The sequence below is a fragment of the Shimia abyssi genome (assembly GCF_003014475.1).
In the GTDB taxonomy this organism is placed as follows: Bacteria; Pseudomonadota; Alphaproteobacteria; order Rhodobacterales; family Rhodobacteraceae; genus Shimia; species Shimia abyssi.
In genome coordinates this window covers 756102-768899 of the sequence record NZ_PYGJ01000001.1, presented here as the reverse complement: position 1 = coordinate 768899, position 12798 = coordinate 756102, and the positions used below count along the sequence as shown (strand labels likewise).

Annotated in this window: 14 protein-coding genes; 5 read left to right on the top strand and 9 right to left on the bottom strand. The window is 58.4% G+C overall.

Going from position 1 to position 12798, the window contains the following annotated elements; all coding sequences use genetic code 11:
* Positions 1–627 carry a glutathione S-transferase family protein gene (locus tag CLV88_RS03785; protein WP_106606997.1) on the top strand — a complete coding sequence of 209 codons (627 nt, stop codon included), beginning with the start codon at positions 1–3 and terminating at the stop codon, positions 625–627.
* A gap of 537 nt (positions 628–1164) precedes the next feature.
* Here CLV88_RS03785 and CLV88_RS03780 read toward each other — a convergent pair.
* Entirely contained in the window at positions 1165–1380 is a 216-nt protein-coding gene (locus CLV88_RS03780; RefSeq protein WP_106606996.1) for a DUF1127 domain-containing protein, read from the bottom strand.
* 241 nt (positions 1381–1621) lie between these two features.
* Between CLV88_RS03780 and CLV88_RS03775 the strand changes: the two genes are divergently transcribed.
* On the top strand, positions 1622–2695 hold the full coding sequence (locus CLV88_RS03775; protein ID WP_106607094.1) for an Mrp/NBP35 family ATP-binding protein: 1074 nt from the start codon (positions 1622–1624) through the stop codon (positions 2693–2695).
* Positions 2696–2755: 60 nt separating this feature from the next.
* On the opposite strand, the gene CLV88_RS03770 is transcribed toward CLV88_RS03775, so the two are convergent.
* The 3 genes from CLV88_RS03770 to CLV88_RS03760 form a co-directional block, all read right to left on the bottom strand.
* Entirely contained in the window at positions 2756–3064 is a 309-nt protein-coding gene (locus CLV88_RS03770; protein WP_106606995.1) for an EthD family reductase, read from the bottom strand.
* Between the two features lie 307 nt (positions 3065–3371).
* On the bottom strand, positions 3372–4052 hold the full coding sequence (locus CLV88_RS03765; protein WP_279338343.1) for an NYN domain-containing protein: 681 nt from the start codon (positions 4050–4052) through the stop codon (positions 3372–3374).
* 114 nt (positions 4053–4166) lie between these two features.
* Complete coding sequence (locus CLV88_RS03760) at positions 4167–5303, bottom strand: S-(hydroxymethyl)glutathione dehydrogenase/class III alcohol dehydrogenase (protein WP_106606993.1); 1137 nt, start codon at positions 5301–5303, stop codon at positions 4167–4169.
* A 140-nt stretch (positions 5304–5443) separates the two neighbouring features.
* Between CLV88_RS03760 and CLV88_RS03755 the strand changes: the two genes are divergently transcribed.
* Positions 5444–5746: an I78 family peptidase inhibitor gene (locus tag CLV88_RS03755; RefSeq protein ID WP_165798795.1), complete on the top strand. Its 303-nt coding sequence runs from the start codon at positions 5444–5446 to the stop codon at positions 5744–5746.
* A gap of 32 nt (positions 5747–5778) precedes the next feature.
* On the opposite strand, the gene CLV88_RS03750 is transcribed toward CLV88_RS03755, so the two are convergent.
* Both CLV88_RS03750 and CLV88_RS03745 read right to left on the bottom strand, forming a co-directional pair.
* Positions 5779–6219, bottom strand: a complete 441-nt coding sequence (locus tag CLV88_RS03750; protein WP_106606991.1) for a c-type cytochrome — start codon at positions 6217–6219, stop codon at positions 5779–5781.
* Positions 6220–6330: 111 nt separating this feature from the next.
* A complete protein-coding gene (locus CLV88_RS03745) occupies positions 6331–6840 on the bottom strand; it encodes a fasciclin domain-containing protein (protein WP_106606990.1) in 510 nt (169 codons plus the stop codon).
* Positions 6841–7122: 282 nt separating this feature from the next.
* On the opposite strand from CLV88_RS03745, the gene CLV88_RS03740 reads away from it, so the two are divergent.
* Both CLV88_RS03740 and CLV88_RS03735 read left to right on the top strand, forming a co-directional pair.
* Positions 7123–8787 (top strand): Y-family DNA polymerase, encoded by a 1665-nt coding sequence (locus CLV88_RS03740; RefSeq protein WP_106606989.1) that lies wholly within the window; start codon positions 7123–7125, stop codon positions 8785–8787.
* A gap of 274 nt (positions 8788–9061) precedes the next feature.
* Positions 9062–9409, top strand: a complete 348-nt coding sequence (locus tag CLV88_RS03735) for a DUF2794 domain-containing protein (RefSeq protein WP_106606988.1) — start codon at positions 9062–9064, stop codon at positions 9407–9409.
* 125 nt (positions 9410–9534) lie between these two features.
* On the opposite strand, the gene speB is transcribed toward CLV88_RS03735, so the two are convergent.
* From speB to CLV88_RS03720, 3 genes are read right to left on the bottom strand one after another with little or no spacing between them, the layout of a single operon-like run.
* Positions 9535–10500: an agmatinase gene (speB, locus tag CLV88_RS03730; RefSeq protein ID WP_106606987.1), complete on the bottom strand. Its 966-nt coding sequence runs from the start codon at positions 10498–10500 to the stop codon at positions 9535–9537.
* Complete coding sequence (locus CLV88_RS03725; protein ID WP_106606986.1) at positions 10497–11375, bottom strand: C40 family peptidase; 879 nt, start codon at positions 11373–11375, stop codon at positions 10497–10499. The genes speB and CLV88_RS03725 overlap by 4 nt, the downstream gene beginning before the upstream one ends.
* Positions 11375–12763, bottom strand: a complete 1389-nt coding sequence (locus tag CLV88_RS03720) for a leucyl aminopeptidase family protein (RefSeq protein ID WP_106606985.1) — start codon at positions 12761–12763, stop codon at positions 11375–11377. The genes CLV88_RS03725 and CLV88_RS03720 overlap by 1 nt, the downstream gene beginning before the upstream one ends.
* Positions 12764–12798 lie beyond the last annotated feature (35 nt).

Below are 12798 nucleotides of genomic sequence, written 5' to 3'. Positions count from 1 at the left end.
ATGAAATTCTATGATTGCAACACTGCGCCCAGCCCGCGCCGGGCACGGATGTTCATTGCCGAAAAAGGAATCGAAATTGAGACTCAGAACGTTGATCTGAGCAAGGGAGAGCAGCTGAAGCCTGCGTTCCTAGCTGTCAATCCACGCGCGACGGTACCGACACTGGTGACGGATGGCGGACAGGTGTTAATTGAAAATATTGCGATCGCAGCGTATTTGGATGAAATGTTCCCTGAGAACCCTTTGATGGGGGAGGGGGCCGAAGAAAAGGCATCAGTCCTGATGTGGAATGCCTTGAGCGAATCTCATGGACAATCTGTTGCAGAGGCGTTGCGAAATGCGCACCCGGCGATGAAGGGGCGCGTGCTTCCTGGGCCGGAAAACTACAAACAAATTCCAGAGCTTGCAGAGCGCGGACACGCGAGAGTTGGCGTATTTTTTGAGCTCTTGGATCAACGGTTGCAGGAAAGCCCATACCTCGCTTCGGGACGGTTTTCGTTCGCAGATATCACAGCATTTGTTCTGTGCGATTTCGCTCGGGTGATCCGACGCAAAATACCGGATGAGTGCGAAGCAGCACGCGATTGGTTTGAGAAAGTCGGTGAGCGGCCAAGTGCCAAGCTGTAAAGCGAAACCGTAGTGAGAAAAAGAAGCGGCGATGCCAGGGAGGGGGCATCGCCGTTCGTTTTTTCAAGACGCCCCAGGGAGGAAGAGAGGGTCATCTTGATCCCGTTTGGGACCGTTTGGCCCGATGTTCTGGAGGGAGGAGGAGAGGTGCCGCCGCTCTAGTCTCAAGACGCCCCAGGGGGGAGGAGAGGGTCGTCTTGATCCCGTTTGGACCGTTTGGCCCGAAGTTCTGGTGCGGCGACACCAGGGAGGAGGAGAGGTGCCGCCGCTCTAGTCTCAAGACGCCCCAGGGAGGAGGAGAGGGTCGTCTTGATCCCGTTTAGGCCGTCTGGCCCGATGTTCTGGTGCGACGACACCAGGGAGGAGGAGAGGTGCCGCCGCTCTAGTCTCAAGACGCCCCAGGGAGGAGGAGAGGGTCGTCTTGATCCCGTTTGGACCGTTTGGTCCGATGTTCGGCTGCGACAACACCAGGGAGGAGGAAAGGTGTCGCCGCAGAATGGAAAGCCCGAGGGAGGATTGGGCTTTCCGAGAAACGTTTTAGTGCTCGTACGCGGCCTCGTAGGCGACGCGACGGATCATCGAGCGATTTAGGCCGAGATCTGTAAGAGCCGCATCGTTTAGCGCGTTTAGTTCGCCAAGGGTCTGGCGGAATTTACGGTAGCGCTGGAGCCTTGCCGAAAATTCGTTCAAAAGAGTCGAAAGGCGGTTTGCAGATGTAGGTGCCACCGCGCCGTGATGTGCTGTATATGCCATTTCAAAACCTCGTTAAGAGCGTGTCTGTTCGTCGTTGTTGAACAACATATAGGAGGGATGCTGCGTGTGCACAATGGAAGCCATCGCAAAGCTGGTATGCGTTTTTCGAATGGGAACGTAACGTTAAGCTTTGGACTGAGTTGCCTTATTAAGTGGCGGAAAATTAAAAGTTATTACCAAAGTGCGCCTGGATGAACGTCGGAAACCGATCATTTTGCAGGTGCAGAAAAAGGAGAAGATTGTGGGCGCTAACATATCGGACATTCGAGACACGTTGAGTCGGATAAACTTGCCAGATGGAGGGGACATGATTTCGCGTGACATGATCCGTGCCCTCACCGTAGAGGGTGAAGCTGTACGTTTTGTTATTGAAGCGCCCTCTCCGGAGATTGCGCAACACATGGAGCCCTTGCGGCGGGCCGCTGAGGCCGCTGTCATGACGATGGACGGGGTTGCGTCAGTCAGGGCAATACTTACAGCACACGAGGCAAAACCAGCTCCAAAACCGGCACCAAGTTTGAAAATTGGGGGACATCCCAAGCCCCAGCAGGGGCCGATGAAGGTGGCCGGAGTGGATCGCATTCTGGCGGTGGGCTCGGGCAAGGGCGGTGTGGGCAAGTCGACTGTGTCCTCGAATTTGGCGGTCGCGCTGGCCAAGCAGGGGCGCAAGGTGGGTTTGTTGGATGCAGATATCTATGGCCCGTCGCAGCCGCGGATGATGGGAGTGAACAAGCGCCCCGCTTCGCCTGATGGCAAAACGATCCTGCCGCTGCACGCCCATGGCGTAACCATCATGTCGCTGGGCTTTATGCTAGAAGAGGACAAACCGGTTGTGTGGCGCGGCCCAATGCTCATGGGGGCCTTGCAGCAAATGTTGACGCAGGTTCAGTGGGGCGATCTGGATGTGCTGATTGTGGACTTACCACCGGGGACGGGTGACGTGCAGTTGACGCTTTGTCAGAAGACGGAACTGACGGGAGCGATTGTTGTTTCGACACCGCAGGATGTGGCTCTTTTGGATGCGCGCAAGGCGCTGGGCATGTTCGATCAACTCAAGACGCCTGTGCTGGGACTCATTGAAAACATGAGTGTTTTCCATTGCCCAAACTGCGGCCACGAGGCTCATATCTTTGGTCAAGGGGGCGTCGCGGCAGAAGCCAAAAAGTTGAATATGCCTCTGCTTGGCGCTTTGCCGATTGACCTTGAAACCCGGTTGGCAGGCGATGGAGGTACTCCGATCGCAACAGGGGACAGCGATATGGCCAAAGCCTATGCGCGGATCGCTGAAGGGTTGATCAAGGGCGGGATGGCCTGACGAAAGAACCCGAGAGTCGCGTGGCGGCTCTCGGGCGAAAAATCGTTTAACGGCAGTAGGCTAGGCAATGACCTCGCCAACTAGGATGTCGGGTTGAACATTGGTGAAATTCGGGATGTCTCCAAGCACTGGACCTGCGGCACCCATCGCAGCATCAAAGGCCGCCTGATCTGCAAATGTCATGGTGGCGATAGCGTGGTACCCAGGGGGTGTATCGGGCCCTCCTGCATGCCCGCGAGTGACCAGGGAGCTCGCGATATGGGGGCCCATATGCTCTCCAACTAGCTCAAAATGTTTGCCAAGATAATAGTCGTGGTCAAAGGTCGATCCGTCCTTAACAGGGTAAATCACTTGCAGAGAAACAGCCATTATGCGTGCCTTTGTTTAAGGTGAAGAAGGTGCGAGTGTAGCAACCTGTTCGGATTTGGGGTGATTCTTTTCGAACAGGTTAATGTGAACTTTGGCGCAAACGGCGACGTCGGTTTTGCATCGGTATTGCGTCGGTGTGGTTTTGCAGGGCAGGCGGATTAACGCAGCGCGCGCTTTGGCGTGGATTTGGGCAACTCTGACATCCCTTGCGGGCCGTTGTCGTATTGGGAACCGGTTCGAATGTTACAGCGGTGAGCCACAGGGTGAGGGTATATTAGGAAGCCAGATGCTTCGGTTTTGATCAGCTTTAGCCAACGCAGCGAACCTGAAGAGTCTCACCCAAACGGAGTGTCTGAAAATTGGGCAGGCTTTTGATCAGTGTGCTCAATTTGGCATGACCATAGGTGCGCGTGTCAAAACCCAAGTTGGCCTTGGCGAGGTTTTGCCCCAGTTGCCCCGTGGAGAGCCATTGTTGTGTTTGTGCGCCTTTTCCGATCGCCGCTCGGAGAAGCGGCACCGGGTCTCGTGACAGGTCTTTGGAAGACGGTGGTGTTTTACATGGTATGGTCACCGGGATTGCGGGCAAAGTTTCGAGCAGCACGAAGCGATTGCAGGCTGCGCGCAGGCTTGGTGGGGATTTGCTTTCGCTTACGCCAATCACGTCGCAGCCATGTTCGCGCAACCGGCTGGCCAGTGCGGTAAAATCGCTGTCTGAAGTTACCGGTACAAAGCCATGAAAATGACCGGAATGTAGGAGATCCATTGCATCGATGGCGAGGCCGATGTCAGCTGCGTTTTTGCCAGCGATATTCGCGCTATGTTGCCGAGCAACAAAGCCAAGTTCACCCGCCATCGCAAACCAGTTGCCAAGCGCCTGATTGCTCCAGTCGCCGTAAACCCGGCGCATGGTTGGATTCGCGAAAGTTTCGACGTGATTGAGAATTGCTGCCGCTGCTTTCGCGGGCACATTCTCCGCACCAATGAGCACGGCATAGAGTGGTCCGGAATTTGAAGGTATAATGGAATCAATGACAAAAAATAACGGGCACCCAATGGGTACCCGTTTGTTTTTATTGATTCTTGTGGCGCCAATATGGCGAAATTAGAATTCCACAACCGCGCGGATGGATTTGCCTTCGTGCATCAGGTCAAAGCCTTCGTTGATCTGATCCAGCGTAAGCTTGTGCGTGATCATCGAGTCAATTTCGATTTTACCGTCCATGTACCAATCAACAATGCCGGGCACGTCGGTGCGGCCCTTGGCGCCACCAAAGGCAGTGCCTTTCCAGACGCGACCTGTCACTAGCTGGAAGGGGCGGGTGGAGATTTCGGCACCTGCCGGGGCGACACCGATGATCACCGATACACCCCAGCCACGGTGCGAGCATTCCAGCGCATCACGCATAACCTGAACATTGCCAGTAGCGTCAAAGGAATAGTCGACGCCGCCAAACGGGTCTTTTTCGGTTTTAGTCATCTCTACAATAGCGTCTGTGACAGACTGGCCTTCGGCTAGTTTGGAGGGGTTCACGAAATCCGTCATGCCGAATTTCTTGGCCATCTCGGCTTTGCCATCGTTGAGATCGACACCGATGATTTTGTCAGCCCCGGCAAGGCGCAGGCCCTGGATCACGTTGAGACCAATGCCACCCAAGCCGAACACGGCGGCAGTGGAGCCAATTTCAACACCGGCGGTGTTGATCACTGCACCAATCCCGGTGGTGACGCCGCAGCCGATATAACAGATCTTGTCGAAAGGGGCGTCGTCGCGCACTTTGGCCAGAGCGATTTCAGGCAAAACCGTGTGGTTGGCGAAAGTCGAGCAGCCCATGTAGTGATAGATTGGCGTGCCATCGAGCATGGAGAAACGGGTGGTGCCATCGGGCATGAGGCCCTGACCCTGAGTGCCGCGAATCGCGGTGCAGAGGTTGGTTTTGCCAGACAGGCAAGAGTGACACTCGCGGCATTCGGGGGTGTAGAGTGGGATCACATGGTCGCCCGGCTTTAGCGTGGTTACACCTTCGCCCACTTCCATGACGATGCCAGCGCCTTCGTGCCCGAGTATCGAGGGGAAAAGCCCCTCTGGATCCGCTCCGGACCGGGTGAATTCGTCTGTGTGACAGATACCGGTGGCTTTGATTTCAACCAGAACTTCGCCAGCCTTGGGGCCTTCGAGGTTCACTTCCATGATTTCAAGGGGTTTGCCGGCTTCGAGCGCGACAGCAGCACGAGTGCGCATGATCTTTTTCCTCCAAGGGTTTTGCGCAGATCGTGATCGAAATGGGGCTCATTTTCAATAGGCCGTGCGACATGAGGTTGCGTGGAACCGACAGCGCGTTACAAACTATGTGTGATACTTATTTTTTTTCAGGAGCCGCTATGCGCCCGATCTATATTTTTGCCCTCTCAATGGGACTTGTTGCTGGATGCGGCTCGCCAGAGCCAGAAGCCGAGGCGGTGGCCACGGCAAGCGATGCGCCTTTGGTAGGCGCGTCCAGTTGCAATGAAGACGTTTTTGCGCCGCTGGTTGGACGTTCGCTGGACGTATTGGATACGATTGAAATACCGGAAAAAACGCGCGTGATTGCGCCAGGCGCGATTGTCACAACCGAGTACTTGCCGCAGCGTTTGAATGTTGAGCACAACGACAGGGGTGCCATCACCAAGGCGTGGTGTGGATAGCTATTAAGTGATGTTCAGGGAGAGTTCTGTCGTTATTTTTCAATGCGGTAATCTTTGTGGCACGCACTACAAGATGCTCCGAGATCTCGGATTGTGACGCGCAATGCCGCACGGTCGGTGAAGTCTAGCGCAAGTGCGGCTTTTTTCATCTGGTCCGCCTTTGCCGTGAAATCTGTCCAGTCGTCCCAAATGGCTGGTGCGGCCTCGGATTTTGGGTCGGTTGCCTGATTCTCGAACAGCGCGGGTACTTTGGCTGCTTGCAGGCTGATTGTGTCGCGAGCCATGCGCGCCTTGGCCTGATGCAGTGGGGTCTTGCCACGTGCCATATCGCTGAGCGTGCCGGTAGCCTTGGCAATTGCGCTCATCGCATTCATGCGCGCCATGACATCCGGATCTTTGACGCCATTATGGGCAAAGGCAGCGGTGGCGGCGCAGAATGAGGTGAATGCTAGGGCGTGGGTCAATCGAGGCATCTGTTTCTCCTTGCTTGCGAAAAGCTTAGGCGGAGTTTGGGATGTCGCCAAGGTTCAAACGCAAGGTGCACCCAAATGTGAGCGCACCTTGGTTTTTGTCTACCTGTGGCGTCAGGAGGCCGGGATCAGGACCGTGTCGATAACGTGGATTACGCCGTTCTTTGCGATGATGTCGGGCATGACGACGGTGGCGTCATTGATCATGACGCCGCTTGTGGCGTCTACGGCGATGTTGGAGCCCTGGACGGTTGCCACGTCTGCTTGCGCACCGGCGATGTCAGCGGACATCACTTTGGAGGGGACGACGTGGTAAGTCAGGATCGCGACGAGCTGGTCTTTGTTCTCGGGCTTGAGCAGGTCTTCGACGGTGCCGGCGGGCAGGGCGGCAAAGGCCTCATCCGTGGGGGCGAAGACGGTGAACGGGCCTTTGGATTTCAGTACATCGACCAGCCCGGCGGCTGAGACGGCGGCAACCAGAGTGTTGAAGGCACCGGCGTTCACCGCAGTGTCGACAATGTCCATTTTCGCCTTGGCACCGTGGTGCTCGGCAAGCGCGGCGGTGCCTGCTGTCAGGGTCAGCGCGAGGCCGCTTACGGCGGCGATAAAGGTGCGTCTTAGCATGATGGTGTTCCTCTCCATGTTTGATGCAGAGGCTACGGCGCGATTTTTTGAGTGGATGATTTTCGGGTTTGAACTTCTCTGGGATTCTGTTCGTAATTCGTTGAAATTAATTGGTTATACGATTTCGTGATAATTGTGTCAGCGTGTGATCTGCCGGGTTCTGATCGTGTGTCTCGTGTGATTTGGCTCGACTCGAGGGATGGAATCAGGGTAATCAAAAATAGAACAAAGTAAGAACATTTAAGTCTGCTCAAGTCTGCCTGCCATTTGGTGTGAGGGGTCATGCCGCATCGTCGTATTCTGTCCTTGTGGTTCCCGAGGCTGGGGGCCGAGCGTTTGATCCGTATGGAACGGGGCACGTTTGACGCGCCCTTGGCGGTGCTGCGCGATACGGGTCAGATGCAGGTGATCTCGTCGTTGAACGTACAGGCCGAGGCCGAGGGGCTGGAGCTGGGGCAGCCGTTGCGGGATGCGCAGGCGGTGTGTCCGGGGCTGATCACGCGGTTGCAGAATGTGCAGGCCGAGGCGGGATTTCTGGCGGTGCTGCGGCGCTGGGCGGGAAAGTTCAGCCCGTGGGTGGCCGAAGAAGAGCCTAGTGCGCTGGTGATTGATCTGACCGGATGTGCGCATCTGTTTGGCGGTGAAGCGGGGCTGTTGACACAGGTCGAACAGGATTGCGGGGATCTGGGGCTGACGGTGCGATTGGGGATTGCCGACACATTGGGCGCGGCCTGGGCGCTGGCGCGGTTTGCCGAGCAACCTGCGGGTGAGATGCTGCATCGCAGTGGCGATGACATCGCACAGGAGGCCCGCGCCACGCGCAGCCGGGCAGTAAAGCGGCGACATTGGACACGCGGAGGCACACCGCCACAAAAGGCCACAGCGGAGGCGCGCGCGGGGCGGATTGCACCGGTGGGCAAGACCCGCAGCGCGCTGGCAGAGCTGCCGGTGGCGGGGTTGCGGCTTGATGCGGCGACACAAGGAGAGCTGGCGCGGCTGGGGCTGCGCAAGATTGGCGATCTGACTGGTCAGCCGCGCGCGGGATTGACGCGGCGGTTTGGCAAGGGGCTGGTGCTACGGCTGGATCAGGCGCTGGGCAGCCAACCGGAGCCGGTCAGCCCGGCCGCAGATCGCCCGGTGTTTGCAGTGCGCATGACATTGCCGGAACCGATCGGGTTGGAGGCGGATGTGCTGGCGGGGGTGGAACGGTTGTTACCACCTTTGTGCGAGCGGTTGAAAGAGCGTGGGCAGGGCGCGCGGGTTGTGCGATTACAAGTGTTTCGCGCGGATCAGACCATGCAATGGGTGGATGTGGGGTTGGCGCGGGCCAGCGATGACCCGGAACGCATTCGCCCGCTGATGCGCATGAAGCTGGAGGAGATTGATGCCGGGTTTGGCATAGATATGCTGCGTATCGAGGCGGTGCGGGTTGAGCCGGTGCACACCCGTCGCGTGACGGGACATCTGGATGCGGGGCGCGCGGTGGCAGAGCGGCTGGCCGCAGGCCATGCGCTGGACGATCTGGTGGGGCGGATCGGGGCGAGAATCGGCCTTGAGCAGATCACCCGCCGCCACCCCGCATCGAGCCATATCCCGGAGAAAGGTGCGCAAACGCTGCATGCGGCATGGTCGGAGCCGTTCCGCGAGGCGTGGCCACAGGTGTCTATCCCGCGCCCGATCCTGTTGTGGCGTCCGGAAGTGGTTCAGGCCCCGGATGTGCCCCGCCTGACGGGCCCGTTTCGCTGGCGCGGGCGCGATATGGAGACGCAGGACGCGGTAGGTCCGGAGCGAATCGCGCCGGAGTGGTGGCTGGACGAGCCGGAGTGGCGCAGCGGGGTGCGCGACTATTGGCGTGTCACCTGCACCAATGGCGAGCGGCTGTGGCTTTATTATGCCCATGGCGGCGCGATGTCGTCGGGGTGGTTTTGTCAGGGGAGTTTTGCGTGACGGCCCGATTGTACGGAAAAATAGAAGCAATAACAGCATCTTGACGATGTGTGTTGGGTATGACTGGTTGTCTGGAAAGAAAAGCCCTCGGCGGCGCAGACTGGGTGGGGGCAATAACGCCGCGCCGCCGAAGGTAGCGTTCAAGTTTCGCTATGAAGACTTTTTGCCCCACGGCTTTGTCAGAAAAAGGAACGCTCGGAGGCCATTTACAGATGAATTTGCGGCAAAAGAGAGGCAGGCTTGATTTATTGCAAAAACAGCGCAACGGTGGGGTATGAATGCGCAACCTCCAATTTCGATGCGCCCGGGTGCACAGCCCCCCGAGCAAGTGGCTTTTCATCGCAGAGAGTTAAACGTGATCCTGTCGCTTTATGGGCGCATGGTGGCCGCTGGCGAATGGCGTGACTATGGCATTTCGCATCTCAGAGATGTGGCCGTGTTCTCGGTATTCCGGCGCACGGCGGAAAATCCGCTGTACCGGATCGAGAAGCGGCCCAAGCTGCGCAATAAGCAAGGGCTTTATGCGGTGATCGGCATGGACGGGCAGGTTTTGAAGCGCGGGCACGAGTTGAAAACCGTGCTGCGCGTATTGGAACGCAAGCTGATCCGGTCGGTGGAGTAGGTCGTTCCATGGAGCGCCCCGGAGGGGCACGCCGTTTGTGCCCTGCGGGCGGAATGGGGCGCTGCCCCGTTGCAGGCTAGCTGCAACCCCCCGGGGATTTTTGTGAACATTGAGAAGGTGCAGGGTCAGTAAGTGGGCTGAGTTTGTGCCATGATGCAGAGCATTTCGAACATGATCGATACGCCGAGGAAGGCGGTGGCGCCGGAGGCATCGAAGGGGGGCGAGACCTCGACCAGATCAGCACCGACGATATTGAGCCCGTCCAACGCGCGCACCACTTGCAGGGCCTGGAAGGCATTTGGGCCGCCAACTTCGGGTGTGCCGGTTCCGGGGGCAAAGGTGGGGTCCACAAAGTCGATGTCATAGGACAGGTATGTGGGCGCGGTGCCGACGATGGATCGGGCTTCGGCCATGACGTCGGGGATGCCGCGGGTGAAGAATTCTTCGATGCGGATGATACGGACGCCAACAGCGCGGGCAAAATCGGTATCTTCGTTATCGTAAGTGGTACCACGGATGCCAATTTGCACCACACGATTGGGATCGAGCAGACCTTCTTCTATGGCGCGGCGGAAGGGGGTGCCGTGGGTGTACATCGTGCCACCAAAGTAGCTGTGATAGAGATCTGTGTGGCTGTCGAAATGCACCATGCCAAGGGGCGTGTCAGCCGCGAGAGCGCGCAGGATGGGCAGTGAGGTGAGGTGATCGCCACCCGCTGTCAGGGGTGTGATATTTTGCGATTTCAATACGTTATAGAAGTTTGTGATCCGGGTCATGCTGTCGGGGATATCCGCCGGATTGGGGCCGACATCGCCCAGATCGGCGCAGTTTACATGCTCAAACGGGCGAATGCCTGTGGCGCCGTTCTGGGCGCGGATCATGGTGGAGGCGTCACGCAGCTGGCGAGGTCCGTGGCGCGGGCCGGGACGGTTGGTGGTGCCGCTGTCCCAAGGTACGCCGACGAGGCCGATATCGACTTCGGCGCGGCGTGGGTCGCCGGGTGTGATTACGGGCAGGCGCATGAAGCTGGGTACGCCGGCGAAGCGTGGCAGGTCCATCCCAGAGACGGGCTGAAAGAAGGAATCGCTCATGATTGAACCTCGTAAATTGGGCGTTTGTGACCGGTGAGATGGCCGTCGGTGGCGGCGATGCGTGTGAGGGCCTTGTCGATATTCTCAATGGCGACCGCCATGTGGTGAGCATTGGCGTGGATCATTGTTTGAGCATCTACTGCCATCGCGACGTGGCCTTTCCAGAACAAAAGATCGCCGGGTTCATAATGGCCAGTGGCATCAGGGAAGGAGGTTTGTTGTTGGTCGCTGTCACCGGGGCAGGGGATGTTGCAGGCGAGCAGGGCGGCTTGGATCAGGCCTGAGCAGTCGATACCAAAACCGGAGTTTCCAGCCCAGAGGTAAGGGGTGTTGAGGTAGCGTTCAGCTTCGGTCACGGGGTTGGTGGCAGCGAAAGAGAGGGGTGCGAGATGGAGCGCGGGCACGTAAAGCGTGGAGCCTGAAGTGTCCGAATCGGTCGCGGGCCAGTCGATCTCAGCCCAATCGCAATGATCGTGATGGATGGCGCAGACGGGCACGCGGGCACCGATGGGCAGGGGGGTGGATTCGCCGCGTGATTTAAGGCGGGGCTCAGAGCTGGCGTATGTGGGCGCGATGACGCGGTGTGTGGGGAGAAGGGCTGTGGCGGAAAGGGCGTTGGCCGCGATATAGCCGACATAGCCGTCGCGCGTGGCGCAGCCAAAAGCCCACCTGTTGTGGGTATCGAGCACGTCGAAACCTTCTCCGAAAGCCAGTTCGCGGTCACGCGCTGCGCCAGCGTTTGGCGCGGCATAGAGGGCCGTGACCGGAGTGGTGACATGGTGCAAGGTGGGCGATGCGTAACGTGGGGCACTGACCCGTCCCTTTAGTGATACATGGGCGACGCGGGTGTTAACCGGTGTGGCGCGCCGATCCATCAGAGATCAAGCAGCTTGGGAAGCGCATTCAGGATGGCACGCGCGCCCATAGCGACGCCACCCTTGGGTCGTGCGGGCGCCGGCGAAGGATTCCAGCCGTATATGTCGAAATGGGCATACCGTTGATCGGATGCAAAGCGACGCAAGAAAAGTGCGGCAGTGATAGACCCCGCCATGCCGCCGGAGGGGGCGTTGTCGAGATCAGCAATGCCGGGTTCGATCATTTTTTCATAAGGTTCCCAGAAAGGCAGGCGCCAGACCGGATCCGAGGTTTCCGTCGCAGAGGATTCAAGTGCGGCGGCAAACGCTGCGTCGTCGGTGAAATATGGTGCAAGGTCAGGGCCGACGGCGACGCGGGCGGCACCGGTCAGGGTGGCCATGGAAATCAACAGGTCAGGGGTGTCTTCAGAGGCAAGCGCAAGGGCGTCTGCAAGGACAAGGCGGCCTTCGGCGTCGGTATTGTTGATTTCGACCGTGAGACCCTTGCGCGACGTGAGGATATCGCCGGGCCGGAACGAGTCGGCGGACACTGCGTTTTCAACAGCCGGGATCAAGACGCGCAGACGCAGGGGTAGGTTCAAGGACATGATCATATGGGCGAGGCCGAGCACCGTGGCGGCACCGCCCATGTCCTTTTTCATGAGTGCCATGGAATTGCCGGGCTTGAGGTTCAGCCCGCCCGTATCAAAGCACACACCTTTGCCAACAAGAGTCAGGGCGGGGCCGGTGTTGCCCCAGCGTATATCGATCAGACGTGGTGCGCGGTGTTGGGCGGCGGCACGACCCACGGCGTGGATCATGGGGAAATTCTGTGCCAGCAAATCCTCACCGGTGGCGACCTTGATAGCTGCATCAAAGGTCTGTGCCAGCAAGCGGGCGCTTTCTTCGAGGGCGGCGGGGCCCATGTCGGAGGCCGGTGTGTTGATCAGGTCACGGGTAAGAGCCTCACCTGCGGCAAGAGATTCGATACGGATCGCGTCAACGCCTTTCGGGCAAATCAGGCGCGCGGAGCCAACTGTGCGCTTTGTGTAGCGGTCAAAAGTATAGGCCGACAAAAGCCAGCCTAGTAGTTCAGTGTCCAAGTCACCATCAGGCAACTCATTTGCTAGGGTGTAGGTGCCCTTTGGCAAGTTGGCCGCAATTGCGGCGAGTGGGAAGCGCGCGCGGGCACGGGATGCCGCGCTGCCGTATCCCCCCAAAGCCATGATTGGCGCGCCTGTGGAATCTGGCACCAGCAACGATTTGCCCGTTGTTGGCTGAAAGCCCGAAGCGGTAATCCAAGTGCGCGCGGTGGGCGGTTGGGCCCTCAACCACTCGTCAAACCCCTCCATATCCAGGACATGGAGGGGCAAGGCGTTGGCCGCAGCCGAAGCAAAAGTGAGGGACATTGTAGCCTCTTTGATAGGGATAAGTGCTTTGGCTG

What these genes read in the sequence shown, in the direction of transcription:
- CLV88_RS03785 (WP_106606997.1), top strand. Translation starts at nt 1, where the DNA reads ATGAAATTCTATGATTGCAACACTGCGCCCAGCCCGCGCCGGGCACGG.
- speB (WP_106606987.1), bottom strand. Translation starts at nt 10,500, where the DNA reads ATGAGCGATTCCTTCTTTCAGCCCGTCTCTGGGATGGACCTGCCACGC.
- CLV88_RS03720 (WP_106606985.1), bottom strand. Translation starts at nt 12,763, where the DNA reads ATGTCCCTCACTTTTGCTTCGGCTGCGGCCAACGCCTTGCCCCTCCAT.
- CLV88_RS03735 (WP_106606988.1), top strand. Translation starts at nt 9,062, where the DNA reads ATGAATGCGCAACCTCCAATTTCGATGCGCCCGGGTGCACAGCCCCCC.
- CLV88_RS03745 (WP_106606990.1), bottom strand. Translation starts at nt 6,840, where the DNA reads ATGCTAAGACGCACCTTTATCGCCGCCGTAAGCGGCCTCGCGCTGACC.
- CLV88_RS03725 (WP_106606986.1), bottom strand. Translation starts at nt 11,375, where the DNA reads ATGGATCGGCGCGCCACACCGGTTAACACCCGCGTCGCCCATGTATCA.
- CLV88_RS03755 (WP_165798795.1), top strand. Translation starts at nt 5,444, where the DNA reads ATGCGCCCGATCTATATTTTTGCCCTCTCAATGGGACTTGTTGCTGGA.
- CLV88_RS03780 (WP_106606996.1), bottom strand. Translation starts at nt 1,380, where the DNA reads ATGGCATATACAGCACATCACGGCGCGGTGGCACCTACATCTGCAAAC.
- CLV88_RS03740 (WP_106606989.1), top strand. Translation starts at nt 7,123, where the DNA reads ATGCCGCATCGTCGTATTCTGTCCTTGTGGTTCCCGAGGCTGGGGGCC.
- CLV88_RS03770 (WP_106606995.1), bottom strand. Translation starts at nt 3,064, where the DNA reads ATGGCTGTTTCTCTGCAAGTGATTTACCCTGTTAAGGACGGATCGACC.
- CLV88_RS03750 (WP_106606991.1), bottom strand. Translation starts at nt 6,219, where the DNA reads ATGCCTCGATTGACCCACGCCCTAGCATTCACCTCATTCTGCGCCGCC.
- CLV88_RS03760 (WP_106606993.1), bottom strand. Translation starts at nt 5,303, where the DNA reads ATGCGCACTCGTGCTGCTGTCGCGCTCGAAGCCGGCAAACCCCTTGAA.